At 54.5% G+C, this 26,295-nt stretch carries 25 protein-coding genes; 11 read left to right on the top strand and 14 right to left on the bottom strand.

The annotated features are described in order from the left end of the window. Positions 1-56: 56 nt before the first annotated feature. From HN413_07260 to HN413_07235, 6 genes are all read left to right on the top strand, one after another. A complete protein-coding gene (locus tag HN413_07260) occupies positions 57-239 on the top strand; it encodes a hypothetical protein (protein MBT3390195.1) in 183 nt (60 codons plus the stop codon). Positions 240-319: 80 nt separating this feature from the next. Continuing rightward, complete coding sequence (locus HN413_07255) at positions 320-4,288, top strand: DNA polymerase III subunit alpha (GenBank protein MBT3390194.1); 3,969 nt, start codon at positions 320-322, stop codon at positions 4,286-4,288. Positions 4,289-4,303: 15 nt separating this feature from the next. Next, positions 4,304-5,164: an endo alpha-1,4 polygalactosaminidase gene (locus tag HN413_07250; protein MBT3390193.1), complete on the top strand. Its 861-nt coding sequence runs from the start codon at positions 4,304-4,306 to the stop codon at positions 5,162-5,164. Positions 5,165-5,204: 40 nt separating this feature from the next. Next, complete coding sequence (locus HN413_07245) at positions 5,205-5,702, top strand: hypothetical protein (GenBank protein MBT3390192.1); 498 nt, start codon at positions 5,205-5,207, stop codon at positions 5,700-5,702. 66 nt (positions 5,703-5,768) lie between these two features. Then, entirely contained in the window at positions 5,769-5,987 is a 219-nt protein-coding gene (locus tag HN413_07240; protein ID MBT3390191.1) for a Trm112 family protein, read from the top strand. Between the two features lie 42 nt (positions 5,988-6,029). Then, positions 6,030-6,635: a hypothetical protein gene (locus HN413_07235; GenBank protein MBT3390190.1), complete on the top strand. Its 606-nt coding sequence runs from the start codon at positions 6,030-6,032 to the stop codon at positions 6,633-6,635. Here the strand turns inward: HN413_07235 and HN413_07230 are convergent. From HN413_07230 to HN413_07215, 4 genes are all read right to left on the bottom strand, one after another. Then, the gene (locus HN413_07230; protein MBT3390189.1) at positions 6,629-7,120 is read right to left on the bottom strand and encodes a DUF456 domain-containing protein; all 492 of its coding nucleotides are present in this window, start codon (positions 7,118-7,120) and stop codon (positions 6,629-6,631) included. The genes HN413_07235 and HN413_07230 overlap by 7 nt on opposite strands. A 69-nt stretch (positions 7,121-7,189) precedes the next feature. Continuing rightward, the gene (serS, locus tag HN413_07225; GenBank protein ID MBT3390188.1) at positions 7,190-8,464 is read right to left on the bottom strand and encodes a serine--tRNA ligase; all 1,275 of its coding nucleotides are present in this window, start codon (positions 8,462-8,464) and stop codon (positions 7,190-7,192) included. Between the two features lie 439 nt (positions 8,465-8,903). Then, positions 8,904-10,190 (bottom strand): MFS transporter, encoded by a 1,287-nt coding sequence (locus tag HN413_07220; protein ID MBT3390187.1) that lies wholly within the window; start codon positions 10,188-10,190, stop codon positions 8,904-8,906. Between the two features lie 118 nt (positions 10,191-10,308). Next, complete coding sequence (locus HN413_07215) at positions 10,309-11,304, bottom strand: SAM-dependent methyltransferase (protein ID MBT3390186.1); 996 nt, start codon at positions 11,302-11,304, stop codon at positions 10,309-10,311. Positions 11,305-11,347: 43 nt separating this feature from the next. Here HN413_07215 and queG point away from each other — a divergent pair, with 43 nt between their 5' ends. Continuing rightward, positions 11,348-12,559 (top strand): tRNA epoxyqueuosine(34) reductase QueG, encoded by a 1,212-nt coding sequence (queG, locus tag HN413_07210; GenBank protein ID MBT3390185.1) that lies wholly within the window; start codon positions 11,348-11,350, stop codon positions 12,557-12,559. 272 nt (positions 12,560-12,831) lie between these two features. Here the strand turns inward: queG and HN413_07205 are convergent, their stop codons facing one another. The 7 genes from HN413_07205 to HN413_07175 form a co-directional block, all read right to left on the bottom strand. Next, a complete protein-coding gene (locus HN413_07205; GenBank protein MBT3390184.1) occupies positions 12,832-13,680 on the bottom strand; it encodes a metal ABC transporter permease in 849 nt (282 codons plus the stop codon). Then, the gene (locus HN413_07200) at positions 13,673-14,524 is read right to left on the bottom strand and encodes a metal ABC transporter ATP-binding protein (GenBank protein MBT3390183.1); all 852 of its coding nucleotides are present in this window, start codon (positions 14,522-14,524) and stop codon (positions 13,673-13,675) included. Before HN413_07200 ends, HN413_07205 begins: the two co-directional genes overlap by 8 nt. An 83-nt stretch (positions 14,525-14,607) precedes the next feature. Then, the gene (locus HN413_07195; protein MBT3390182.1) at positions 14,608-15,555 is read right to left on the bottom strand and encodes a zinc ABC transporter substrate-binding protein; all 948 of its coding nucleotides are present in this window, start codon (positions 15,553-15,555) and stop codon (positions 14,608-14,610) included. Positions 15,556-15,672: 117 nt separating this feature from the next. Further along, positions 15,673-16,431, bottom strand: coding sequence for an ATP-binding cassette domain-containing protein (locus HN413_07190; protein MBT3390181.1), 759 nt, complete (start codon positions 16,429-16,431; stop codon positions 15,673-15,675). Beyond that, positions 16,431-17,225, bottom strand: a complete 795-nt coding sequence (gene cbiQ / locus HN413_07185; GenBank protein ID MBT3390180.1) for a cobalt ECF transporter T component CbiQ — start codon at positions 17,223-17,225, stop codon at positions 16,431-16,433. The genes HN413_07190 and cbiQ overlap by 1 nt, the downstream gene beginning before the upstream one ends. A gap of 45 nt (positions 17,226-17,270) precedes the next feature. Beyond that, complete coding sequence (locus HN413_07180; protein ID MBT3390179.1) at positions 17,271-18,215, bottom strand: cobalamin biosynthesis protein CbiM; 945 nt, start codon at positions 18,213-18,215, stop codon at positions 17,271-17,273. 85 nt (positions 18,216-18,300) lie between these two features. Continuing rightward, positions 18,301-18,720, bottom strand: coding sequence for a transcriptional repressor (locus HN413_07175; GenBank protein MBT3390178.1), 420 nt, complete (start codon positions 18,718-18,720; stop codon positions 18,301-18,303). A 189-nt stretch (positions 18,721-18,909) separates the two neighbouring features. Here HN413_07175 and HN413_07170 point away from each other — a divergent pair, with 189 nt between their 5' ends. Together HN413_07170 and HN413_07165 are read left to right on the top strand one after the other, a co-directional pair. Then, positions 18,910-19,548, top strand: a complete 639-nt coding sequence (locus HN413_07170; GenBank protein MBT3390177.1) for a sulfite oxidase-like oxidoreductase — start codon at positions 18,910-18,912, stop codon at positions 19,546-19,548. A 15-nt stretch (positions 19,549-19,563) separates the two neighbouring features. Continuing rightward, on the top strand, positions 19,564-19,929 hold the full coding sequence (locus HN413_07165; GenBank protein ID MBT3390176.1) for a response regulator: 366 nt from the start codon (positions 19,564-19,566) through the stop codon (positions 19,927-19,929). A 25-nt stretch (positions 19,930-19,954) separates the two neighbouring features. Here HN413_07165 and HN413_07160 read toward each other — a convergent pair whose 3' ends face one another. Together HN413_07160 and HN413_07155 are read right to left on the bottom strand one after the other, a co-directional pair. Further along, entirely contained in the window at positions 19,955-21,517 is a 1,563-nt protein-coding gene (locus HN413_07160) for a hypothetical protein (GenBank protein ID MBT3390175.1), read from the bottom strand. A 4-nt stretch (positions 21,518-21,521) separates the two neighbouring features. After that, on the bottom strand, positions 21,522-22,493 hold the full coding sequence (locus HN413_07155; GenBank protein ID MBT3390174.1) for a ribonuclease Z: 972 nt from the start codon (positions 22,491-22,493) through the stop codon (positions 21,522-21,524). A gap of 108 nt (positions 22,494-22,601) precedes the next feature. On the opposite strand from HN413_07155, the gene HN413_07150 reads away from it, so the two are divergent. Both HN413_07150 and HN413_07145 read left to right on the top strand, forming a co-directional pair. Next, positions 22,602-24,872: a DNA translocase FtsK gene (locus tag HN413_07150; protein MBT3390173.1), complete on the top strand. Its 2,271-nt coding sequence runs from the start codon at positions 22,602-22,604 to the stop codon at positions 24,870-24,872. Positions 24,873-24,874: 2 nt separating this feature from the next. Further along, positions 24,875-25,147 carry a TfoX/Sxy family protein gene (locus HN413_07145; protein ID MBT3390172.1) on the top strand — a complete coding sequence of 91 codons (273 nt, stop codon included), beginning with the start codon at positions 24,875-24,877 and terminating at the stop codon, positions 25,145-25,147. Between the two features lie 19 nt (positions 25,148-25,166). On the opposite strand, the gene HN413_07140 is transcribed toward HN413_07145, so the two are convergent. Continuing rightward, positions 25,167-26,285 (bottom strand): ABC transporter permease, encoded by a 1,119-nt coding sequence (locus HN413_07140; protein MBT3390171.1) that lies wholly within the window; start codon positions 26,283-26,285, stop codon positions 25,167-25,169. Positions 26,286-26,295 lie beyond the last annotated feature (10 nt).

Here is a 26,295-nt window from a genome sequence, read left to right as displayed (position 1 = left end):
GAAGTCTATCACCGTTTTTGCTATCTTTGTTTGCTCTCCGACAAACTGCTAGAAGTTTGCAATCGTTTTTTCTGGTGATTGTTCCGGTGTGGTTCATTATCCATCTGTTCTACAGCGTGATGGCTGAAACCAGGTTGCTGCTTGTGCCATTTGCGTTAGTTTTTGTGCCAGGCACATTACTGGGCATTATCGGCACCACGGGGAAAGAAAAAAATTCGATACCCATTTTGAGTGATTAGCGTAAATCTTAAAGTATTCGATTCTTTAAGCCCGGCGTAGAAAAATATATCGAACCTCCGTGCTATAATCGAACTTACCCATGTCCGACTTCGTTCACCTTCACGTTCACACAGAATACTCGCTCTTGGATGGTTTCAGCAATATCAAGAAGCTGGTTCAACGCGCCGCCGAGTTGGAGATGCCCGCCCTGGCTATCACCGACCATGGGACAATGTTTGGGGTGATCGACTTCTATAACGCAGCCACCAAGGCCGGGGTCAAGCCGATCATCGGCCTGGAAGCCTATATGGCTGCCCGGGGGATGAAGGACCGCGATTCGGTGAAGGATAAAAAATCATCACACCTGATGCTGTTGGCCGAGAATCAGACCGGGTATCTGAATTTGCTCAAAATTGCCTCCGCAGCGCAATTGCAGGGCTTCTATTATTTCCCGCGTATCGACCATGAGTTTTTGGCCGCGCACTCGGAGGGGTTGATCGCTACATCAGGTTGTATGGCCGCTGAAATTCCGCGCGCCGTTAATCAGGGGCAGATGGACGCGGCTCGCCAGAAGCTCGATTGGTATTACGAAGTCTTTGGGCCAGATCGCTTCTTCATAGAACTGCAACAACACGAAATTCCAGAGCTGGAACAAATCAACAAAGGGTTATTGGCGTTGGGGCCGCGCTACAAGGCGCGTTATGTGGCGACGAATGACGTCCACTATATCAACCCCAGCGATGCCGAATTGCAAGATATTTTACTGGCCGTGCAGACGGGTTCGTTGCTCACAGACCCGAAGCGAATGCGCATGTCGGACAAGACGTACTACCTTAAGACCGCTGATGAGATGGGGCGCATTTTTGCCGAGGTGCCCGAAGCGTTAAGCAACACCTTGCTGATTGCTGAAAATTGCAATGTCGATTTAGGTTTTACGGAATATCATCTGCCCGATTTCCCCGTACCCGAAGGCCACACCGCCGAAACTTATCTGCGGGAACTGTGCGAAAAAGGCCTGGAGTGGCGTTATGGTGCGCGTGCCCAGGACGATATTTACCAGGAACGGCTCAATTACGAGTTGGATATTATCCACAAAATGGGCTTTGACGCTTACTTCCTGATTGTGTGGGATTTGTGCGTCTACGCCGAGAAAGAGGGCATCTGGTATAACGCCCGTGGCTCGGCGGCGGGTTCGATTGTGGCCTATACCCTGGCGATCACGCTGGTAGACCCGATAGAACATGGCCTGATTTTTGAGCGTTTTCTTAACCCGGGGCGCGTTTCTATGCCCGATATTGATCTCGACTTTCGTGACGACCGCCGCGCGGAGATGATGACTTATACCGCCCGTAAATATGGTGATGACAAAGTCGCCCAGATCATCACCTTCGGCACCATGAAAGCGCGCGCCGCCATCCGTGATGTGGGGCGCGTGATGGATATTCCCATCAATGAAGTGGATCGCATCGCCAAGCTGATCCCCAATGTGCCTGGCAAACCGGTTACGATCGAGCAGGCATTGGAAGATGTCCCTGATTTTAAGCAGATGTACGAATCGTCCAGTTATGCGCGCAACCTGATCGATACCGCCAAAGGTATGGAGGGTGTGGTGCGCAACGCCGGAACGCACGCCGCCGGAGTGGTTGTTGCCGACAAGCCAATTATCGAATATCTGCCTTTGCACCGCCCAACCGGACAGGCGCAAGACAGCCCCATCAAAACCGTCACCCAGTTTGAAATGTCGGTGATTGATGAACAGGGTTTGCTAAAGGTTGATTTTCTGGGCCTTTCCACCCTCACTGTGATGGCGCGGGCGTGCGACCTGATTTTTGAACGCCACGGTATCGAATTCAATCTCAACAATATTCCCCTCGATGATCCAGACAGCTACGAGCTGATGAGCCGCGGCGAAACCGCCGGGGTTTTCCAGGTAGAAGGCGCGGGGATGCGTCGCAATCTGGTTGAAATGAAGCCCAATAATCTGGATCATGTCATCGCCATGATTTCGCTCTTCCGCCCGGGGCCGATGGATTTTATTCCCAGCTATATTCGCCGCATGCACGGTCTCGAAGAAGTCACCTATCCCCATCCTTCTTTGGAGCCAATCTTCAAGGAGACTTTTGGCCTCCCGGTTTATCAGGAACAGATCATGCGCGCCGCCGTGGAACTGGCCGGGTACACTGCCTCCGAAGCCGACTATTTGCGCAAAGCCATTTCAAAAAAGCAGAAAGATGTCATTGATAAGCATAGCGTCAAGTTTATTGCCGGAGCGGTTGAGCGGGGCATTGACAAAGATGTTGCCGCCGGTATCTTCGCCGATTGGGAAGAATTTGCCCGCTATGGCTTCAACAAGAGCCACGCCGCCGATTATGGCGTCATCGCCGTGCAGACTGCTTACCTCAAGGCACATTATTCTGTAGAATATATGACTGCCCTGCTCTCGGTTTTCCAGGGAGATACCGACCGCGTAGCGGTTTATGTGGCCGATTGCCGTCGCATGGGCATCGAGGTTCTGCCGCCGGATGTCAATTCGAGTCTGTGGGATTTCTCCATAGAAGATGGAAGACAGAAGACAGAAGACGGAGAACAAGTTTTACCCCCGTCCCCGGTCTCCGGTACCCGGTCTTCTTCCGCCATCCGCTTTGGGCTGGGGGCCGTCAAAAATGTGGGGCAAAACCCGGTAGACCTCATCATTGAAGCCCGCAAAGAGGCCCCTTTTGCCGACATCAACGATTTTGTGCAGCGCGCCGACCTTCGCAAGGTGGGCAAGCGCTCCCTTGAATGTCTCATCAAGGTGGGGGCGCTCGATTGTTTTGGTTCGCGCCAGGTACTCCTGGAAGCTCTCGACCGGCTGGTTTCGATCAGCTCGTCTTATTTTTCTGCCGCCGAAAGCGGACAGTTGAGCATGTTTGGCGCTAAAACGGGTCTGGACGACCATATCGAACTCCCTGAACCCTTCCACGAAATTCCGCAGCGCACCCAGCTCGATTGGGAGCGTGAACTCATTGGCCTGTATGTTTCCGATCACCCCCTCAGTTCGGTGATCGATGCCATCGCGCAGAATACAACGCACTATTCCAGCGATTTGGCCGAAGCCAGCGATCAGCAGCCCGTGCGCGTAGCCGGTATTGTCAGCCGCATTCGCCCACATATTACCAAGCGCGGCCAGCCGATGGCCTTTATCACCCTCGAAGATATGCAAGGCAATTTCGATCTGGTAGTTTTTCCGCGCACCTGGGCGGCCTACCGTGAAGTGCTCGATCACGATGCCATTGTGCTGATAGAGGGAAAAGTGGATGCGGCCCGAGGCGAGCCAAAAATTCTTGTGGATCGCGTTTCGACAGAGTTGCGGCACGTCGTTCCCCTGGATGAGGTGGTTGTGGAGCCAGTTTCGGGGGATCATTTGCAGCCGAGGTGGGGAGGCGCAAAGCCCACCCCTAAAGTAAAACCTGCCTCCGAGAAAACCGACCAACCCCAGGGTGAGTCCCGCCGAGCACAGCGAGCGCAGCGAGTGCCGCAGGTTGCCGAATCGCCTCCCATTTATGATGATTCCGCCGCCCCTGCCGGGATGCCACCCCCTCCGCCTCCCTTTGATGATAGCTGGGATGAAGTTGCCCCCGCAGCGAAGCAGACCGCACCGCCCGAAATCTTGCCTCCCTCGCAACCCAAGATTGTCGAGCCAAATCCGGTGAGTGAGCCTGTGGTGGAGGCTCCGCCGCTGACCGCGGCGCTGGATTTGAGCGAAACGTTGGCCGAGCAAGTGAGTAGTATGCTGCCGGTTGTGCCTCCCGAAGCCCCCCAGGATGGCGAAGCGCGCCGCATGTTGACGGTGGTGTTGCGCCCGGGGCTGGGCAAGGTGCGCGATGTGCTGCTTATCCGGCGTATTTTTGGCAAACTCATCAGCACACCGGGAGCTGATCGTTTTAATTTCCACATTTTCGAGAATGGTGGCGGTTATTTGCTAGATTTCCCCAATTTTAATACCCGCATCAGCCCCGAGTTGATGGATGAGTTGCGCAAATTGGCCGGGGTGGAAAATGTGCGCGTTGAAACGATTACGTTTCAATAAAAACGGGTTCAATCTGTGCAAATTGCTGCTCATTTTCCCAAATCCTTTTTCTATGCGGTTTTCATCCTGCTATTTTTCGCCCTTAGCGCCTGTATTGGTATCTCTGAGCAAATTGAGCCACCCGCGACGGTTGCTCCGGTGAACACGCCCGTGCCTGCGGAGACAGGCGCGTGGTGGCAGCCCGTCCCGGGCACAAGTTGGCAGATCGAACTCAGCAGCGCCGGACCGGATATCTCCTTTGATGTTGAAATGTACGATATTGATCTCTTTGAAGTCTCTGAGCAGATTATCGAACAATTGCGCGCCGATGGGCGCGTGGTGATTTGCTATTTCAGCGCCGGGAGTTGGGAAGAGTGGCGTCCCGACGCGGGCCAGTTTCCCAAAGATGTCATCGGGGATCCGCTCGAGGGCTGGCCGGGCGAATACTGGCTGGATATTCGCGCCTTGGATGTGCTGGCCCCGTTGATGGCTGCCCGCCTTGATCTGGCCGTCGAGAAAGGCTGTGACGGCGTAGACCCCGACAACGTCAACGCCTACGAAAATCCATCGGGATTTGAACTGGCATATCAGCATCAACTGGATTTCAATCTCTGGCTCGCCGAACAGGCCCACGCACGCGGTCTCTCGATTGGGCTGAAAAATGATCTCAACCAAATCCCCGATCTGGTGGCCTATTACGATTGGGCGCTCAACGAAGAATGCCCCTATTATGGTGAGTGCGAAATGTTGCTGCCCTTCGTTGAAGCCGGAAAAGCCGTTTTTGGGGTAGAATATGAACTCGCCAGCGATGAATTTTGCCCCCAGACCAACGCTCTGAATTTCGATTTCCTGAAGAAAAATTGGGATTTGGATGCCTGGCGCGAGGCCTGCCGTTAGCTGTGAACTTTCGTAGTAAAGATATTGAGAGAAAAATATTATGAAAAATAAACACCTTTTTGCATGGGTACTCATCACCTTGTTGGTAGCCAGCCTGGCTTGTTCCCTGGTCAACGGCGGCGCTGAAGCTCCCGCTGCCGAAGAAGCCCAGCCACCCATCCAACAAGATGCGCCTCCTGGTGCAAAACCTACCCTTGAAGCGCCGCCTCCGGGCGAAGAAAAGCCCGCAGGCCCGCCGCCCGGGAAATCGGGCGATTACGATACCGAATTTCCCCTGCCCGATGATGTACAAAATTTCACCGGTGGCGACGATCAGGTCAATTTTGCCACCAGTATGACCCTTGAACAGGCGATCGATTTTTATCGCCGCATTTTTGCCGAGATGGGCCTGACGGAGCGAAAAATCAACACTGCAATCACCGATACTACCTTCAGCATGGTCTTTGATGGACACGCCAAAGGGCAAGCGATTGTCATTCAGGGCGTTGATCTGGGCAACAGCATGACCAATGTCAATATTCGCTTTGAGGATGTATAAATTTTGAAACCAGGTGACAGTCACTTCAAAAGTGACTGTCACCTGAACAATAAAATGGAGTAAAAAATGGTCAGTCAAGAACTTATCGAAATTTTACGATGCCCCGCCTGCGTGCGCGAAACCGGCGGCGAACTTGAATTCTACAAAGAAACCTGGTTTGTCTGCGCCGACTGCGGGCGCAAATACCCCGTGCGCGAAGACATCCCTGTGATGCTCATCGACGAAGGCGACAAATGGGTTGAAACCGCCAAAGATGCGCTCCCCATCCCCCCGCCAGAAAAATAGCTACTCACCACAGAGGCACGAAGGCACAAAGAAATTTAAATTATGTCTTCGTGTCTTTGTTTCATCGCCATGCCCGATTCTAAAAAACTCTTTGCCGATTTAATGGCTGGTGATGATGAACTCGCCGAAGCCGCCGCGCATCAGATTGCCGCGTTTGGGGAAGCGGCTATTCCCGCGCTGGGGGATTTGCTCAACGCTGCGGATGCGGATACGCGCTGGTGGGCGGCGCGGACTTTGGCGTTGATTGCTACTCCCGAGGTCGGGACTCTACTCGCAGGTTTGCTCAAAGACGAAGACCTGGCTGTCAGGCAATGCGCCGCCCTGGGGCTGAGAGAACATCCCCATGCCGATGCCATCCCTGCCCTAATCGCCGCCCTCCCAGCCGAAGACCAACTCCTGCGCCGTCTGGCCGCCGATGCGCTGATCGCCATCGGAGCGGATGCCATTTCCGCGCTGAGTGATGTGATGCAAAACGGCCCCCAAACTGTTCGTCTGGAGGCCGTGCGCGCCCTGGCAAAAATGCAAGATCAGGGCACGATACCGGTATTATTTGCCTATCTCGAAGATGATTCCGCGTTTATCCGCCACTGGGCCGAAGAGGGGTTGGAACGCCTGGGGGTAGGGATGACGTTTTTTCAACCTCAATAAGCCCACACTGCCCACAAACCGATCATCACTAAGCCCAACGCGAAGCGCGCTGCAAACGAAAGCCCCAGACCGAGCATCAGCCCTTTGACGATCTCGGTGGCTTGTTTGCTGTCGTTCAGGCGGCGAAACTCCATCAGGTACAGCACCAACGGGGCGGCGATCAACCCGCCAATGGGGGGAAACATAAAGGTAAAGACTACCGCTGCGGCCAGGGCCGCGAAAATCGAAGGCCAGGCGGCGCCTTTCTCGCGGGCTTTGGCGCCCATAAAAACATTATCGGCGGTGACGGCTACGAACATCAGCAGGGTGATAACCCCGAAGAGAATCCCGCCGGGTTTGCCAAATCCAAATAAAATGCCATAGACCAGGGCCGCAGCCCAAATGACCACGTTGCCGGGGAAGATAGGGATGACCAGACCGAGCTGCCCCACGACCATGGTGAGGATAATGAGAAAGCGACTTGTTGCGAGAATCCATTCGGGCATGAGAACTCCTTACGGGGGAACAGGTAATCAACTAATACCTGTCTACGAAAATCGGTGCGGCAAGTTGCTTCACTCCGGTCGAATAACCTCAATCCCACCCATCCACGGGCGTAGCACTTCGGGAACGACGACCGAACCATCGGCTTGCTGATAGTTTTCGAGAATAGCGATCATCACGCGGGGGAGGCCCAACCCAGACCCGTTGAGGGTATGCAAAAATTGAACCTTGCCCCCGCCCTCAGGCCGATAGCGGATATTGGCGCGCCGCGCCTGGAAGTCGGTGACATTCGAGACGGAGGAAACTTCCAGCCACTCGCCGCAGCCCGCCGCCCACACTTCGAGATCGTAGGTGATGCTGGCCCCAAAGCCGAGATCGCCGGTGCAAAGTTGATGCGTGCGGTAGGGCAGGCCCAGCAGTTCGGCAGTTTCTTCGGCATCGGCGAACATTTTCTCGAAGGCCGCCGGGGAATCTTCGGGTTTGGTGTACATATACATCTCGACTTTGTCGAACTGATGACCGCGCTTGATGCCGCGTACATCGCGCCCGGCGCTCATCTTTTCGCGGCGGAAGCAGGGCGTATAGGCGGTGTAATTCAGCGGCAGTTCGGCTTCATCGATGATTTCGTCCATGTGATAGCCGGTGAGGGGCACTTCGGCGGTGGGGACGAAGTACAATTCTTCTTCGTGGTCTTTGTAGAGATTATCGGCAAATTTGGGCAGTTGCCCCGCACCGTAGACAGTTTCGGTTTTGACCATGAAGGGGGTGTATTTTTCGGTGTAACCCTGCTTGATATGTAGATCGAGCATAAAGGCAATCAGCGCCCGTTGCAGGCGCGCTCCGGCTCCGCTGAGCACATAGAAGCGTGAGCCGGTCAGTTTGACGCCGCGCTCAAAGTCGATAATGCTCAGTTCGGGACCAAGTTCCCAGTGGGGTTTGGGTTCGAAGTCAAACTCGGGAATCTCCCCCGAGGTTTTCAACACCACGTTTTCGCTTTCATCCACGCCGTAGGGAGTTTGCTCGCCGGGGACATTGGGCAGGGTGGACATCAGGGCATTGAGTTCGGTTTCTACGCCGCGCAGTTGTTCGTCGATTTCGCTGATCTGGTCGCCGACGACGCGCATGGCATCGATTTTTTCTTGCCGCGCAGCCGCGTCTTTCATTTTGCCAATTTCTTTAGAAACCACATTGCGCTCGGCTTTGAGGGTTTCACCTTGCAAAATTAGCTCGCGGCGCTGTTCATCCAGCGTCAGAATTTGTTCCACCGGGGCGGGGTCGCTCTGGCGTTTACGCAGTGACTCGCGTACTATGTCGGGATTTTCGCGGATTAAATTAATATCGATCACAATGCACCTCCGAAGAATGAAAAGTTTAACGCAAGGGCGCAAGGAAGCAAAGGCGCAATGAAAAAATGATGACTACAAACTTTGAGACCTGGCATCTTTGCGGCTTCGCGTTAAAGAATTAATAAAACACGCCCCTCTCATCCTGCAGGACGAGGGGGGCGCTCGTGGTGCCACCTGCTTTTTCCGCTCTTTCTCCCTTTCCCTCCGAGAGAGGGCCGGGGTGAGGGCGAACTCATAAAAACACTGTAACGGGCGAACCCGGCTCCCTTACGACGTGGCGAACTTGCGAGTGTCCCTGCGGGAGCGATTGTCCTAAACATAGTCGCGGACGACGGGGCGGATTTCTTCGCTTGGCTTACTGCCTCACACCAACCGGCAGCTCTCTGAAAAATTAGGCGAGTACTTGACTCCGTGCAAATCGGTTATTCGATTATTGGCATTATACCGAAGGCTGAGACGGAGTCAAGGGGGGTGTGGCCCAAAGACCAGAAATCGCCAGTCCGACCAAAATCAGGGCGATGACGGCTAGCGAGATGAAAAAATCTCCGCTCTGATCGTAGGAAACGCCCATCAGAAACGGGCCAACGCTGCTGCCCGCCACGGCGGCCGTCCACACGCTGCCGCGGATTTTACCAAGATGAGTACGCCCAAAGTAGCGCACCCAAATGGTATTATTCAGCCCGCCAAATAAAGCTTGTGCCACCCCCAAGATGAGCGTGTACACCCAAATAACAGAACCAACCGGCACGTAGATCAGCGCCCCGACCGCAACAGAATACAGCCCCAGCGCGCCGACGGCCATCCAACGCAGTTGGACCCGGTCTGCAATCACGCCGCCGAAAATTTGGAAGATGGCTGAAGCGACCATCAGAATTGTGAAGCTGGAAGCGGCTTGTTGCTCGGTGAGGCCCTTGGCTGTGAAGATGGGCAACAAATTGAAGGTGATCGCCGTGGCAATGGCCGCCCAGGCGAACCATGCCAGAGTCAGAATCCAATAGGCGCGTGTGCGCATGGCTTCGTTGAGCGTAAGTTCGTTTTCAGGGAGCACAGCCGTGATGGTGCGCTTCGAAGTTGCCGGCTTGTCAATTTCTGTATCTCCATCGATCTGCTGGCCGATCTCTTCAGGGCGATTAATATAAAAAAAGTAGACCGTCGGCATCAGAATGGCGAATACAGTTACTCCGGCCAAGATATAAGTTGTGCGCCAGCCTACTTGACCGATGAGCGCCAACACCCCCACGGGTACAAGCGCGCTCATCAGGTTAACCGCCACACTCTTGATGCCAGAAACCGTACCCAATGTTTTGCGGAACCACATCGGCAGCATATTCACAGAGAGCAGTTCTAACGATCCTTGCCCCAGCAACCTCAGGAAGAAAAAGCTTACAAACAGCATCGGCAGGCTGCTTGCCTGGGAAATAAAAACACACGCCAGGCTGAAAAGGGTGACGATCACGAACAGCACTTTGCGAATGCCAATTCGATCAGCCCACTGACCAATATACGATTGCGGCAGTGAAGCCAATACCGTACCGAGCATATACGCGCCGGTAAGCTGGCTCAGGCTAAGATTGAACGTTTCACGCAGGGATGGATTGAAGACCGATACCATATAAGTCTGGCCGGGGCTGGTAAAGAATGCCCCCAGAATAGAAATCGGCAGGATGATCCAACCGTAGTAGAAGTTGGTGCGTTTGGCGAGCCAGTGTGTGTGGGGTAAATTCATGAACTATGAAACTCTCCGGTGATGATGGATACAAAAAACTTCCGGGATTTGACCAAAATTTTGCTGATATTGGCACATACTTAAAAATCTCGGAAGTCTGGTTTTGTTAGTGCGTACATTATCTTCGCCGCACGCGTAAGACGACAATTTTCGTAGCGTGGTTGAAGGGTGCCGGATCGACGGGCGGCGCGCCAACGATGGTTTCTGGAAAGCCGGTAATATCGCTCGGAACGGGAAGGATGGTTTCGATGCTGAGGTACCCATCAATGCACAGGGCTTTAAGCGAGTGCATATAGTCTGCTCCGGGAAGAAAGAGGGCGTTGTTGATCGTGACCAGACAGCCGCCATCCTTGATTAAGGGGCGCACTTTATTAATCAGGCGGGTACTCTCGTTGACGAGATCAATCGTGCCTTTTGCGGTACTGGAGAAGAAAGGTGGGTCAATGATGACGCAGTCGAAACGCGCCTTACGCTGCTTCAATCTGGCGATCACGCTGAAAAAATCACCAGCTTGTAATTTTTGTTTCCCCAAATCGAGTCGATTGAGTCGGGCGGAATGATGTGCCAGATCTAAAAATTTACGATTGCGGTCAGTTTGGATAACCCGCGCTGCGCCCCCGGCCAGCGCCGCCACCCCCAGACTGCCGGTGTAGGCGAAGGTGTTGAGCATATCCCACCCGGCGGCGTTCTCCCGGAGCCACAGGCGCAGCGCCCGCGTATCGAGGTAGAAACTGGCATCTTGTTGTAGTTGTAAATCGAGGGCGTACGTCACGCCGTACTCGCGGATGTTCTCGGCAGGCGCATCCCCAAAGGCGAGTATCCCCCTCCGTTGAGCTGCATCACGCGCCGAGCGCGTCTTGTGGATCACGCAATTAATCCAGGGAAGTCTCTCTCGCAGAAATTCCCCCGCGTTTTTCAGCGCATCCCCGGATTCGCCATAATCGAATAACACCAGCGTGCGGGCGTAAATATCGGCCACCAGATTGGGGTAGCCCTCATAGAAACCGCTGAACAGACGCAGCCCCGCGGCGTGATCGGCATCAATCAGGCCTGACCGGGCTGCCAGGGCGCGTGCCAGTAAATTGTTTAGTGCGAATTGCGTTTTGTTGGACATGTCGGTGATTATAGCATCCAATCGGCGCGGTATAATCGCGGCCATGCTCGCAAAAACGGAGTTAACCCGCGCCATAAAGGCTGAAGCACAGCGGCAGGGATTCCATCTGGTGGGTGTGACCACGCCAGAACCACCGGCGCATCTGGATGTGTACGCGCGTTGGCTGGATGCCGGGTATCATGCCGGGATGGACTGGATGGCAAGCGAGCGCGCCCGCCAGCGCCGCGCCGACCCGCGGTTGATTCTGCCCGAATGCGAATCGATTTTGATGTTGGGGTTTGTCTACGAAGCGCCTTCACCCCCAACCCCTCTCCCAGTGGGAGAGGGGCGAAGGGGTGAGGGCAAGATTGCCGCCTATGCTCAGGAGCAAGATTATCACGATGTGTTGCCGCCGCGTTTGCGCGCAATTGTGGAATTCATCGAAGCCCAAGTGGGGTATTCGGTTCCCAATCGCTGGTATACCGATACCGGCCCGGTGTTAGAGCGAGAATTGGCACAGCGCGCCGGGTTGGGCTGGGTCGGCAAGAACAGCAATTTGATTCATCCCAAAGCAGGGTCGTATTTTTTGCTGGCCGAAATATTGCTCGGTGTGGAGTTAACGCCCGACGCGCCTTTTTTGCAGGATCACTGCGGAACGTGCACGCGTTGCCTGGATGCCTGTCCCACCGCGTGTATTTTGCCTGATCGCACAATCGATGCTAATCGCTGCATTTCATACCTGACGATTGAACATAAAGGCGCGTTTCCCCAAGATTTGCGCCCCAAAGTGGGGAACTGGATTTTTGGCTGTGATATTTGCCAGCAAGTCTGCCCGTGGAATAAGGCCCTCACCCCACCCCCCAGCCCCCTCCCTTCTCCCAATGCTGGGAGAAGGGAGGGGGAGAAAAATTTCCCCACTGATCTTGGGGAGGACGGAAGATGGGGCTTATTGACGGAAGAACTCGCTCTCACTCCGCAGGCATTCAATCGCAAATTCAAGGGCACACCGATCAAGCGTACGAAACGGCGCGGCTATTTGCGCAATATTGCGGTTGCATTGGGCAATATTGGGGGCGCGGATGCAGCGCCTGCACTGGCGCAGGCCCTGCGTGATACTGAACCGTTGGTGCGCGGGCATGCGGCCTGGGCTTTGGGGAAGATTGGTGGTGAAGCGGCGCACGCTGCGCTAAAATCTGCCGCCGAGAGCGAAAGCGACCCCGATGTGCTGGCCGAGATTCAAGCGGCCCTGGCTTTAATGAAACAGACCCGTTGTTGAGAACCAACGGGTCTGTTTATAGATCGTCTTGCGTATTCAATTTTCACCTGCACTTACGGAGAGTCCACCAGCACCAGCCTGTAAATTAGCTTACTGAGCTTTCCTGCGATAGCATCAACCCTATCTGCGGGCGGGGTTTATCGGTAAAGGTGCCAGTGGTTGGAAAGGATGAGTATTTTCTATGGGAAACCTCCTTTCGTTTTATGCATCCATTATCGCGGATATTTGATCGTAAATCAAGTGCCAATAATTTATCAGAAAAAAACAGGAGATTATAAACGTCGCGTCGCGCGCCGCATTACGGCTGCCCGTATCCCCCACACCAGCCCAAAGATTGCCGTGCAGGTCAGCACAATCGCTGAACCGGAGGCAATACTCAGATAATACGAAATATACAGCCCGATTACCCCGGAAATGGACGCAATCGCCGCGGCCAATGCCATCATTACCGGCAGGCGGCGGGTGAGCAAATAAGCGGTCGCCGCGGGGGTCACAAGCATGGCAACCATAAGCGCGACCCCCACGGTTTGCAGCGAGACCACAATGGTGATGGCAATCAATACCAGCAGCAGAAAATCGAGCAGGCGCACCGGCAGGCGCAGCGTAGCCGCCAGAATGGGGTCAAACGAGAGTACCATAAATTCTTTGTAGAACGCCAGAATCGCCAGCAAAACAAAACCACCGAAAGCCGCGATCAGCCATAGATCGGTATTTCGCACCCCCAGTACATCCCCAAAGAGAAAGTGCGCCAGATCGACGGTGTAGCTGCGCACCGTAGAGATGAGCGCTACTCCTAGCGCAAACATCCCGGCAAAAACGATCCCGATGGCGGTGTCTTCTTTAATCTGTGTGTTGCGGCTGATCGCCCCAATACCCAGCGAACTGAGGATTGCTGTTACCAACGCCCACCAGAAAAGCGGCTCGCGCGCGCCGCCCCCAACGAGGTAGCCAACCGCGATCCCCGGCAGGATGGCGTGCGCCAGAGCATCGCCGAAAAAGGCCATGCCGCGTAAAACTACATAGGTCCCTACCACCGCGCTGACCATCCCGACCAGCACGGCGGCGATCAGGCCACGCACCATGAAAGCGTATTGCAGGGGCTCAAGAATGAACTCAAGCATGGTCGTGTTCCCCTTCGCAGCAGGTATCGTCGAGGGCCAGCAGGCCATCTTCGGTGGGCACCAGGTGCAGGCGGCCTCCATAGGCCGCCAGGAGATTCTTCGGGGCCAGTACCAACGCCGGGTCGCCGATTGCGAGCATCTGCTTGTTGAGCAGTAAAACTTCATCGAAACGCTGCGCTGCCATTTTCAGGTCATGCAGCGAAATTAACACGGTCACATTTTGCCTTTTGAGTTGATCGAGAATATTGAATATTTGCTCTTGTGAGTTGACATCCAGCCCGGTGAGCGGCTCGTCCATCAACATTAATTCGGCTTCTTGCGCCAGGGCGCGGGCGATAAACATGCGCTGTTGCTGCCCGCCCGAAAGCTGGCTGATCTGGCGTTTGGCGAGGTGTGTCAGACTCACGACTTCCAGCGCCTGATTGACCAGGCGCCAATCGTGTTTGGTGGGATTGCGAAATAGCCCCAACTGACCGACGCGCCCCATCATAATCACGTCGCTCACCGTGACCGGGAAACTCCAATCGACCTGGCTGCGCTGCGGCACGTAGGCAATGCAAATATGCCCGCCTGGCGCGTTGCCAAAAATATGTACCTGTCCGCTGGTGGGGGCCAATACCCCGGCAATAACCTGAAGCAAAGTGCTTTTTCCGGCACCGTTGGGGCCAACAATTGCCAGCCTCTGCCCGGCGTTTAATGAAAATGTGACTTCGTCCAGCGCCGCGCCGCTTTCGTAACGCACGCTTAAATCATCCGCCTGTAAAATCTGTTTGTCATCCAGATGAGGGTGGCGGTGCTTGGAAAGATGTTGGCTGGTTTTGAGCAGTTCGTCGAGAAAGGACATGGGTTTTGGGTGTCAGGTTGAAGGTTGAAGGTTACAGATCTCTCTACCTTCAACCTTCAACTTTCAACCTTTAACTTGGAACATTATTTTAACGCTTCAACAATTGCATTCGTATTGTATCGCATATAGTCCAGATAGGTTTCGGCTTCACCCCCCGCTTCGCTCAGCGAACCGGTGTAGAAAAAGACCAGTTGTACGCCGGTATCGCTGGCGACGCGTTCAGCCAGCGCGGGGTTGACGGAATTGCCCACAAAAATGGCCGGTACGCCCAGCGCAACAATCGCATCTTCAATTTGCGCCAACTCTTGCGCCGAAGGCTCTGCCATACTGCTGTAGCCCGGTATAATCGCACCGACTTGGTCGAAACCGTATTCATCGACAAAGTAGCCCAACAGGGTGTGATCGGTAATAATCTGGCGGTTTTCGGCAGGAATTTGCGCTACCTGTTCGCGAATCCAGGCATCCAGTTGCATTAGCTCCGCGGCGTAGGCGTCGGCGTTGGATGAATAGGTGAGCGCATTGGCGGGATCAAACTCATTGAGTTTGCGCGTGATCGTATGCACCCACACCAGCACATTATTCGGGTCTGTCCACAGGTGCGGATCGCCGCCGCCGTGCCCAACTTCGTCTTCGTGATCGCCGCCGTCGTGCCCAACTTCGTCTTCGTCGGCTTGGGCGAGCAATTCAATGCCCTCGTCGAGATACACTACCCGCTCGGCGGCTCCGGCGCTCTCGATAAGGTTGTCAAGGAAGGCTTCCAATCCGGCACCGTTGGCGAAAATAATATCTGCATCGGCGACTTTGGCGACATCTTGCGGGGTGGGATCAAAACTGTGCGGATCGGCGCCGGCGGGCAGCAAAATCGCCAAATGGATATGTTCCCCGCCGACCTGCGAGACCACATCCCCGACGATGGTTGTCGTGGCAACTACGGTGAGGCCTGCTGTTCCCGCTGCCGATTCTGCCTCCGGGGCGGGTGCGGCGCAGCCTGCCAGCAGGATAACGGTCAATAATGTCAGCCAATATTTCATGCTATGTTTACTCCTAATTGAAAAACATTTTCATTTGCGGGCGAATTTTACTGCCCTCAGTAGCCCCCGTCAAGAAGAATGCAGACCTCCGAGATTTTCATAAATCTCGGAGTTTTTTTACGGCATTTCTAACCCATGCGCTTCGAGCAAATTGGCATCGGCCAGTAACTTTTCCGTGGAGCCATCGGCGACAACGCGGCCCTCGTCCATGATGACCATGCGCGGGAAGAGTTCCTGCACCATGTGTAGATCGTGCGTTGAGACCAGCATGGTCTGCGGCAGCTCGCGCAGCAAGTTGATTAGCGCGCGGCGGGAGCGCGGATCTAGGCCCGCGGAGGGTTCATCGAGGACGAGAATTTGTGGCTGCATGGAGAGCACGGTGGCAATCGCGATGCGTTTTTTCTGCCCCATGCTGAGATGATGTGAAAGCCGCTCACCAAAATCTTCCATTTGAACCGCGGCCAGGGCTGCTTCTACGCGGGCGTAGATTTCATCTTCGGGCAGGCCCATGTGCAGCGGGCCAAAGGCTACATCGTCAAACACTGTGGGGGAGAAAAGCTGGTCGTCGGGGTTCTGGAAAACCACCCCCACCAGGGCGCGAATCATCGGGAGATGCTCATCGCTGATGGGCAAACCCCCAACCGTCAGACCACCTTCCCCACGTAGAATCCCGTTGAGGTGCAGCATCAGAGTTGATTTGCCAGCCCCGTTTGGCCCTACCAGGGCCACTTTATCCCCCGAACATAGATTCAGATGGACATCTCGCAGGGCAATATGTCCATCCGGGTAGGCAAAATTAAGCTTCTCGATTTGGAGAATATCGCCCTCGCAATCGGGCAGAATAAATTGTTGTGTGCTTGGGTGTTTTACAGGCATTAGCGGTACCAGCCGATGAGTTGAATTAGAAGCAGCATGGGGATCGAAGAAAACAGCGTCAGCCAGTCGCGGTGCTGCATGGTGTGCGGGTTGAGTGTGCGGATGTGCCCGGTATAGCCGCGGGCGAGCATGGCGTTGTAGATGCGGTCAGAGCGTTCGTAGCTGCGCAGAAATAACTGACCGGCCATCTCGCCGGTAATTTTGGCGCGCCAGAACAGGCTGCCGCCGCGCTTGTATCCTGGCAACCCGGCGCTGCGGGCTTCGCGGGCGCGCAGCAACCGGTAGGCTTCGTCGGTGAGCACGAAAAGGTAGCGATACAAAAAGGCGATGATCGTGGTGAGGGTGCGCGGGGCTTTGAGATGCTCGAAGGCGTGAATCAGGTCGGGGAATTGGGTGGTGGTGACGAGTAGAATCGCCATCTGCACTGAGAGCCAGGAGCGCGCCAGAATGCTGAAGAAACGCAAGACGCCGAAATCGGTGGGGATGAGGGTAACGAAGCCGAGATTCCACTCGGCGAGGGGAGTGCCCGACGGGGAAAAAATTGCGCTGACCGCGGCGACTGCGAAGGGCAAGGCCACAAACGAACGCTTGAAGGTGTAGCCCAGCCCCAAATGGGCGCGTTCATTACCCCATAGCAGTAGCAGCCAGGCCGCGGCAAAAGCCAGCCAACTGCCATCGGGCAGCAGCGCATTCGAGAGGATATATCCTACGGTGAGCAGCACTTTAACGCGCGGGTCAAGGCGGTGAAGGGCGCTCTCGTGGGCGCGAAATTGATCAAAGGCGTGGATGTGCATGGCGGGTGATGTAGAGCAGCAGGGAGTAGGGAGTAAAAATACTGCCTACTCCCTGCTGCCTGCTCTCCGCAAACTGCGCCCCAGCAAAACCAGTAGCCCCATCAAAATCAGCGCGCCGATGACTCCGGCGAAAATGGTGGAGAGGGCGGTTTCGCCGAGGAAGGGGATCGTGTAATCGGGCAAAATTTGATAGGATGCGGCTTTTCCATCGGCGAGAAAACCAAGATTTTCGGCTACACGCTCCAGCCCGTCCGGAGAGCCGGATGCCAGGGGAGAAATCATTACTGCCAAAAAAGTGACAAGTATTCCGGCCATAATCCAGCCGCGCCCGCCGCTGGCCGCGGTTTTCTCCGCGTTGAGCAAGTCGGGGCGCGTGCGCTCAATGAAGGCCAATGCGGCAACCGTAATCAGGGCTTCGCCAACGCCGATCAGAATATGCACGCCCAGCATGGCCGGTAGAACAATCTCCAGGCGCGAAGTGCCGCTCAGCCAGAGTTGCAGCGCGGTCAGCAGGGCGGCGGCCATGGTTGCCAGCCAGGCGGCGGCTCCGGCTATAGTCAGGCGCAGCCCTTTTTTCGCACCGCCGACCATGCGATAAAGTCCAAAGCCGATTACCGCGGTGAGAATGCCCATATTGAAAATATTTGCACCCATGACCAACAGGCCGCCATCCTGAAAGAGCAAACCCTGAACAGCAATTACAGCGGTCATAACTAAAATGCCCGCCCAGGGGCCGAGCACAATCGCCGCCAGCGCGCCGCCCAAAAAGTGACCGGATGTGCCCCCTGCTACGGGGAAGTTGAGCATTTGCGCGGCGAAGATGAAGGCCGCCATCACGCCCATCAGCGGAATTTGTTTCTCGCCGAGGGTTTTATTGGTCTTTGAGATTGCCAGACCAACCATGATGATAGTGGCCGCCCAGAAAATCAGTGAGATGACCAGGTTAAGAAATCCATCGGGGATGTGTAGGGGTGTGGGAGAGAGTAACATTTTGAGTCTCCAAAAGCTTAACGCAAAGCCGCAAAGGAATTAATATAAAAATCTTTGTTTCTTTGCGTCCTTGTGTTAATTTATTCTACGGGCAATTTTCACAGACGCCAAAAATCGACAGATGCTGCAGGTCGGCGGTGAAGTTGTATTGGTTTAGCAAATTGGTTTCGAGGGGATTGAGTAAAGCATAATCGGCCTCAATCACGTGGTTGCAGTGGCGGCATACCAAATGAATATGCGGGCCATGCTTGCGAACCGAGAAGACTATTTTGCCTTCGCCGAGATCGTTGCGGCAGGCCATACCTTCTTCCCAGAGCGTTTCTAGTGTTCGATAGACAGTTGCCAGATTGATGGCCTGAGTGTGCTGGCGCAGCTTGGTGAGTACATCTTCGGCAGTCATGTGTTGCTCACTGTGGGCGATGACCTGAATAATCATCTCCCGCTGTGGGGTGATGCGGTAGTTGCGCTGGCGCAGGGTATCGATCAGGGTGTTGCAATGCGACATAATAATCTTCTCTGTTGCGAATATTTGCAATAAATAATATTATATAATATTATTGTGAATTGTCAACGGGGAAGCTTTCCCCTGAACGCGAAACCTGAATTTTAGTGTAGTACTAAAGGGCTAATGGTTATCTGCCAGTTAAATCGGGTTGGTTTGATATAATCTGCACAATCTTTTGGAGGTTTTGGTATGTTTCAATCGTTTGATTCTCGCCGTGAAGATGAAGCGCGTATAAGCAGCGAAGGACGTTTACCGCCGGGCCAAGCGTTGACGCAAAAATTCCCTGTGCTGCATTACGGGCCGGTGCCTGCTTTTGAGCCTGCGGCTTGGGATTTTCGCGTTTGGGGCGAAGTCGAGAATACGGTTGTTTGGAGTTGGGATCAATTTTTGAAACTGCCGCGCACCACGCTCAAAATGGACATCCATTGTGTGACGCGTTGGAGCAAGTTCGATACCATGTGGGAAGGGGTCTCATTGCGCACGCTGATTGATGAGGGTTTCATTCAACCCACAGCGGAGGCCGCGTATATAATTCAACACGCCGAACATGGATATACCACCAATCTGCCGCTGGAAATTATGCTGCAAGATAATTTCTTGTTAGCCACCCACTTCGATGGCGAAGCTCTCACCCCCGAGCATGGCTATCCACTGCGGGGCGTGGTTGGGCATATCCCCCAGCGGGAAGACATCCAAACTCCCTATCTTTGGAAAGGCGCAAAATGGCTGCGCGGTCTTGAATTTGCCAAAAATGATCGCCCCGGATTTTGGGAGCGCGCCGGGTATCACAATGATGCCGATGTTTGGGATGAAGAGCGTTTTGCGTAAATAAGAATAAACTCGATGAATGGTAAACGCGTTCTGATTATTGAAGACGATCTTGATAATACTACCCTGTTGCGCATCGTGCTTGAGCGTGAGCAATATGAAGTGATTTGCGCGCAAGATGGGCAGGATGGCGTACTGGCTGCGCGTGCGTCTCGCCCTGATTTAATTGTTCTGGACCTGGATATGCCCCGACTGAATGGTTGGGATGTTTTGAAGCAAATCAAAAATGATCAGAAAATGAAGCCAATTCCGATTGTGGTGGTCACGGCGCACCTAATGAAAGATGAGCGCAATAAAGTGTATGCTGCCGGGGGCGCAGGTTATGTGCAAAAACCCTTCGGCATTCAAGAATTGGTAGAGGAAATTCAACGCCTGCTCTAACGCAGACCAGGTTCTTATTTTTGCACTATTCTGGGGGGATTATGGTGAAAACTTCGTAATTAATATCTAAGTGATCGCGTTGTAGAGTCGGGCAATTTTTGGCGGCATGGTCATAAGGCAACACAACGTGTGTAACTCCCTCTTCATACAGTTCTTCGAGAGTTGCACAGCCGTAGGTCGCGATTGTTGCTTGATACAGGCGACCCGCCATGCGCACGCGACGGTACCATTCCAGCACTTCCTCATCTTTATAGGGGATGGATTTGAACTCCACAAAGACAGCGGCTCCTGTTTCCAGACGAAAATTCTGCAAATTGAGTGGAATCACGTAAACTTGCCCGGGGGCGAATGTTTCGACAACGTGGGCGATCATTTTTTTATCGGGGCTGGTTGCACGATCCTGGGCGTTGACTATAAAAATGCCTGCTCCGGCCAGCGCCAGCAAAATCGCCGCGGTAAGGCTGATATTCAACAGCGCGCGCTCATGGCGTTGGATGAATGCAGCAAAACGGTGGCAAAACCATTGCAGTGCGGCGCCCACCAGCACCGCCAGTGATAACGGCATCAGCACCGTGGAGATGCGCCAGGGGAATAACAACGCCAGAACATGATTTCCAGTGAAAATTTGAGCTGCGGTTAACAGAGAGGCAACCAGGAAAGGAACCAGCAAAATATAGAATAAACGCGTCTTATGCGTTACATAGATGGCGATCAGCATCAGGCCGATTTTCACGGCTGCGGTTAGGTCCCACCATTCGGCGGGCAGCGCATGATGCGGGATGCGAAATTCAACCAACAAGCGCTGCGCTTCGGCAATCAGCGTTGGCCCGGTAGGAGAGAAGACGATCAGTGCATGATACAAGATCGGCAACACGCCCAACAACGCCAGCAGCCCCAACCAAAGCGGTTGGCGTATGTTGCGCTGTTCCCACAACAGAATGCCCATGAAGACCGCGGTCAGTACGCCTGCGCTGAGTAGATAGGTCGGGTGGAAGGTGGCGGCCAGCACCAGCGGCAGCACGCTCCACAGGGTTTTGCCGCGCAAGAAGAGATTAATCGCCAGCAGCAAAAGCACGCCAAACGTACTCGGCTGTAAGACCTCGCCCAGCAGACGCTGACCCGCCAGGCCGCCGTCAAAAAGATAGGCCCAGTTTGCGCCCAGGCTGCGCACCAGCACAAAGCGCAGGGCCGCGGCATTAAAACCGATGAACAGGGTTAAAAACAGCCCGCGTGAGAGCCGCGTTTGCCCGGTGTTGAAAATCTGTTGAATAATGCCCAATAAGCTGAAGAGATAAATTCCCGCCAGAACCCCAAAATACAGGTAAAAAACCGGCGGCCAGGCCAGCAAGCGATAGGTGATAAAAACTAATCCGCTGAAAACTGGTGTGGGGTCGAGTGTATTTGCTAACCAATCGACGCTGAGATCGCCCCAGCCTGCTTTTGCGAGGCCGTGTAGAAAGTACTGATTCTGGTTGGATGTGAACAGTGGGGCCTGAGAGTAGGCCAGTGTGAAGAGAATGCTCCACAAGAGGAGAAAAGGAATCTGTTTTTTGGTGAGTATATTCACGAGATGAGGGGGGCGTGTCAAGGCGTCAGTTTTCTTCGCGGTGATGAAAATTTTTCGATACCGGTTCAATGCGCTTACACTCTCCCCGGCGAATTTCGTAACTATCGAAGTCGCGCGCCACGCGCACGTTATTAAAATTGGCACGGGCTTCTGATAATACATCGCGTTCGCGATAACGCCGCGAGAGATGTGTCAGAATCAGGTGTTTAGTTTCGGCATCGGTGGCAAAATTGGCTGCTTGCTGTGCGGTAAGATGTCCAAATTGGCGTGCCATATCCACCTCTGATTCGAGATACGTTGATTCGATAATCAGCGCATCCAAACCACGCAGATGTTCGAGCAAGTTGTCGGTGCGGCCGGTATCGCCGACAAGCGCCATGCGCACGCCCTCGCGCACCGGGCCGAGTACCTCATCGGGGTGAATCTCGCGCCCATCGGGCAGAGTCACCACCTCGCCTCGCACGAGTTGTCCACGCCACGGGCCGGGGGGAATATTCAGCGCATCGGCCTTGTCTGTTAAAAAGGGGCGACGCGAGGTCTCCTCAAACAAATATCCCAATGAGGCTGCCCCGCGGTGAGTAACATCAAACGCCGATACGCTGAAATCTTTATTCGTGAAAATAACCCCCGGCGAAATGGCTTCCAGACGCACATCAATGGGCGGACGCACGCCCCGAAAAACAACTTGGAAGAGCAAATCGTCAATGCGCTCAAGCGTGCGCGCCGAGCCCATAATCACCATCTCATCCATCGTTTCCCAGCGCGCCAGGGTTGATACCAGCCCCCCCAGCCCCAGAATATGGTCGAGATGGCTATGGGTGATCAGGATGCGGTTTAGCCCCTTAAAGCCCAACCCTGAACGTAAAATTTGCCGTTGGGTGCCTTCGCCGCAGTCGATCAAAAAGCGGTGTTCATTATGTTGAATCACCTGCGATGACAGCCCGCGATGAAACGAGGGTGCCGAAGCAGAAGTGCCGAGAAAAGTAATCTGAAACAAAATTTGTTTTCCTTTCGAGAAGTAGCCTATTCTACCGCAAGGCGATTGATCGCCCAAGCCTTTTCCTTGAGCCGAGAGTATCAGCCCATTTGTGCTATAATCCTCAGCATGGCCCGCAAAAAAACGTCCTCATCGCGTAAAAAAACCAGCCCCAAAAAACGCAAAACAGTTGCCCCCAAACGCCCGGGGTTATCCCTGGATCGCAAACTCGATATCGCCGGGGTGGTCATGGCTGCGATTGGCTTGCTGACTCTCTTTGGGATGCTCGCGCCCAACAACAGCGCTATCATGGGCGGCTGGCTGGGGATCGTGTTGCAACTTTTTGGCTGGGGTGGCTATATTTTGCCGTTGGGCCTGATTGTGGTTGGTTTGTGGCTGATTTTTCGCAATTTCGAGCGCTTGCCGCAGCTCTCGTTGGAACGCGCTGTCGGTATTTTTCTGCTATATGTGTTTTTGCTGGCGCTCTTTTCTTTTTTCGCACATCTCATTGAACTCAGCGCCCTGATTACACTAAACCCTGAAACCAGTGGCGGGGGTGTTCTGGGCGGGTGGTTTTTCAATTTACTGAACTCATTACTAGGCATTGGCGGAGCGCTGGTGATTTTGTTCGCCTGGCTGGTGCTGGCGCTGGTTATCACCCTGGATATGACCGTTTGGGAGATGTTCCGTTGGCTGGCTCCTTTGGGGATGAGTTTTCGCTCGGCGCGGCAACGTGTTTTCGATGGGATGAGGACGATCCTGAAGAAGATTTTCCCCCCACCCCAACAGGCTATGCCGACGCGGCCCGCGGCGGGGGTGGCCGTTCCTCAGGGGGCAGCACCCTCACAGGGCTTGTCCACCGAACAGCCCAATGCCGAACCCGTGCCCCCCCCCCACGAGTGGGTGCTTCCTGGGGTGGATGAAATCCTGGAAGCCGGTGACGAAGTCCCGATTGATGATGAATTTGATCGCCAACGCGCCAGAACCATCGAAGAGACGTTGGCATCCTTTGGCGCGCCGGGGCGTGTCGTCGAGATCAACCGCGGCCCCACGATAACACAATTTGGCATCGAGCCCGATTTTATTGAATCGCGCGGTACGCGGCGGCGCGTGCGCGTGAATAAAATTGCTAACCTGGCCGACGATATGGCCCTGGCGTTGGCCGCCACGCGTGTGCGCGTTGAGGCGCCCGTTCCGGGCAAGGGCTACGTGGGGATTGAAGTGCCCAATGAAAATTCTGCACTGGTATCGTTGCACGATGGCATTACCAATGCAGCTTTCAGCCGACTCGATAGCCGTCCGTTGAGTTTTGCCCTGGGGCAAGATGTGGCCGGTAACGCCGTGGCGGCTGATCTGGCAGCCATGCCGCACCTGCTCATCGCCGGGACAACCGGTTCTGGTAAGTCGGTGTGTGTCAACGCGATTATTGCCTGTCTGTTGGTACATAATACCCCCGATGAACTGCGCCTGATTATGGTGGACCCCAAACGTGTGGAGCTAACCGGTTATGACGGCATTCCGCATTTGCTGGCTCCGGTGGTTGTCGAGCTAGACCGTGTGGTGGGCGCGCTGCAATGGGTGACGCGCGAGATGGATCAGCGTTACGAGAAATTTGCCGATATTGGGGCGCGTAATCTGATCGATTACAACGCCCAGGCCGATTCGCACGGGCTGCGCAAGCTGCCCTATTTGGTAGTCATCATAGACGAATTGGCCGACCTGATGATGCTGGCCCCCGATGAGACCGAACGCTCGATTACGCGCATGGCGCAATTGGCGCGCGCCACCGGCATTCATATGGTGATTGCCACGCAGCGCCCCTCGGTAGATGTGGTCACCGGGCTGATTAAGGCCAACTTCCCCGCCCGGATTGCTTTCGCCACAGCATCGGGGACGGACAGCCGCGTGATCCTTGACCAGCCCGGCGCCGAGCGGTTGCTGGGCCGCGGCGATATGCTCTTTATGGCGCCCGATGCCCCCGCAGCGGTGCGCTTGCAGGGTGTCTTTGTCTCTGATCTGGAAATCTTGCGGCTGGTGCAATACTGGCGCAGGCAGCATGGCTATGTTGCCCCCACTTCGGTGGCTACTGCCGCCGGAGGCTACCCCGATGGCGTGCCGCGCCATATCCCCCTCAAGCAATTGGAATTCTGGGACGAAGAGAAGATGAAGCCAGACAAGGACCGCGATGTACTCTACGATGAAGCCGTAGACCTGATCCGGCGTAAGGGGCGCGCCTCGGTTTCGATGTTGCAGCGTGCCCTGCGGATTGGTTATACCCGCGCTGCGCGTCTGATTGACACCCTGGAGCAAGATGGCATCATCGGCGGTTCTACGGGCAGCGCGGCGCCGCGCGATGTGCTCGATTATGGGCCAGCCGCGCCGCCCGCGGATCAAGATTAGTTATGGAAGACCTCACAAAACTCCCCAATATCGGGCCAGTATTGGCCGAAAAACTGAAAGAAATTGGTGTCAATACCTATGACGATCTGGCCGAGATGGGCAGCGTCGAAGCATTGATCCGCATTGGGCAGACAGATATAACCGCGTTTGCCAATATGCTCTATGCTCTGGAGGGGGCCATTCTGGGTGTACGCTGGCATGACATTCCCAAGGATTATCGGGAAAAAGTTAAAAACGAGTTTTATCGGGCGATTGACGTGCAGCCCAAACGATAACGCTTTCTTCCTAATTTCGTTACTGCATATGTCGTCGTCGGAAGAGCCACACCCCAATAGCAAAATACGCCAGCGATAGCAGCGTCAGGGCGAAAAATTCATAGGCCAATTCGCTAAAATTTACCCCTAATGTGAAAATCTTATTCAGCGCTGAAACAGCGTGCGTGGGCGGCAAAAAATCGCCCAAGCCGATCTCAATTTCGCCTACGCGAAACAGTACTGGCATCGGGACGGGGAAGGCTGCACCGCTCAGGAACATGAAAAACCCCAGGGGGAAATTAGCAATCACAAAGGCTTGCGAGACTGTGCGTGAGAAGGCGGCCACAATCATCCCTGTGCCGATAATTGAAAAACCGGTCATAATGCCAATTATGATTGCCATCCAAATGGCGCCCTGACTGCGAAAACCCAGCGCCACAGCTACGCCAAAGGTTAACAGCACTTCGGCAATTGCAATCACTAATAACCAGGCGGTGGTCCCCCCAATTAATTCAAACGCTGTCAGGCGAGTCATTTGCAAGCGACGGAGAGTGCCGCTCTCGACTTCGCGCGTCAGCAGCATGGCTGCCTGGAAAATCATCAAGATGACTGCCAGTACCAGCAGTCCGGGGACATAAATCTCGAATTCGGTGCGCGCCGCCGAAGCCCCCAAAGCTGTCTCCACAAGTTCAACGGGGCGCGGCACCCCTGTCGTGTCAGCTATATACTGATCTATGGCGCTCATCGCCATGACCGCTGCAATGGTGTAATAGGGATTGGAAAGATCGCCGACAAACTCAAGCGCCGTGGATTGTCCATCTTCGCCCAAAAGCACTGTTGGAAAATCAGAAGGAATAATAATGAGCAACGCCGCGCCGCGGTTGCGCAGTTTCTTTTCTGCCTGAGAACGATCTTCAGTTTCATGCACTCGCAGCATATTACTGCCATCTTTATAGGTGAGATTTTGCATCTCCAGGATGGCCTGCTCTCCGGCGTTGGGGCTGCTTGTATCCTGATTGATGACTAATACTGCATACGAGGTGGAGGCATTGCCCCCGGTGAACATCCAGTACAACAGCACAAAGAGCGGCGCGAAGGCCAAACTCAGACCCAGCACCCATAGATCGCGCTTTTGCTCCTGGGCGCATTTGCGGAACACGCTCCAAAAT

The sequence above is a fragment of the Chloroflexota bacterium genome (genome assembly GCA_018648225.1).
Lineage (GTDB): Bacteria > Chloroflexota > Anaerolineae > Anaerolineales > UBA11858 > NIOZ-UU35.
Note: the sequence above shows the minus strand (reverse complement) of the source record. Positions and strands in the feature narration are given on the sequence as shown.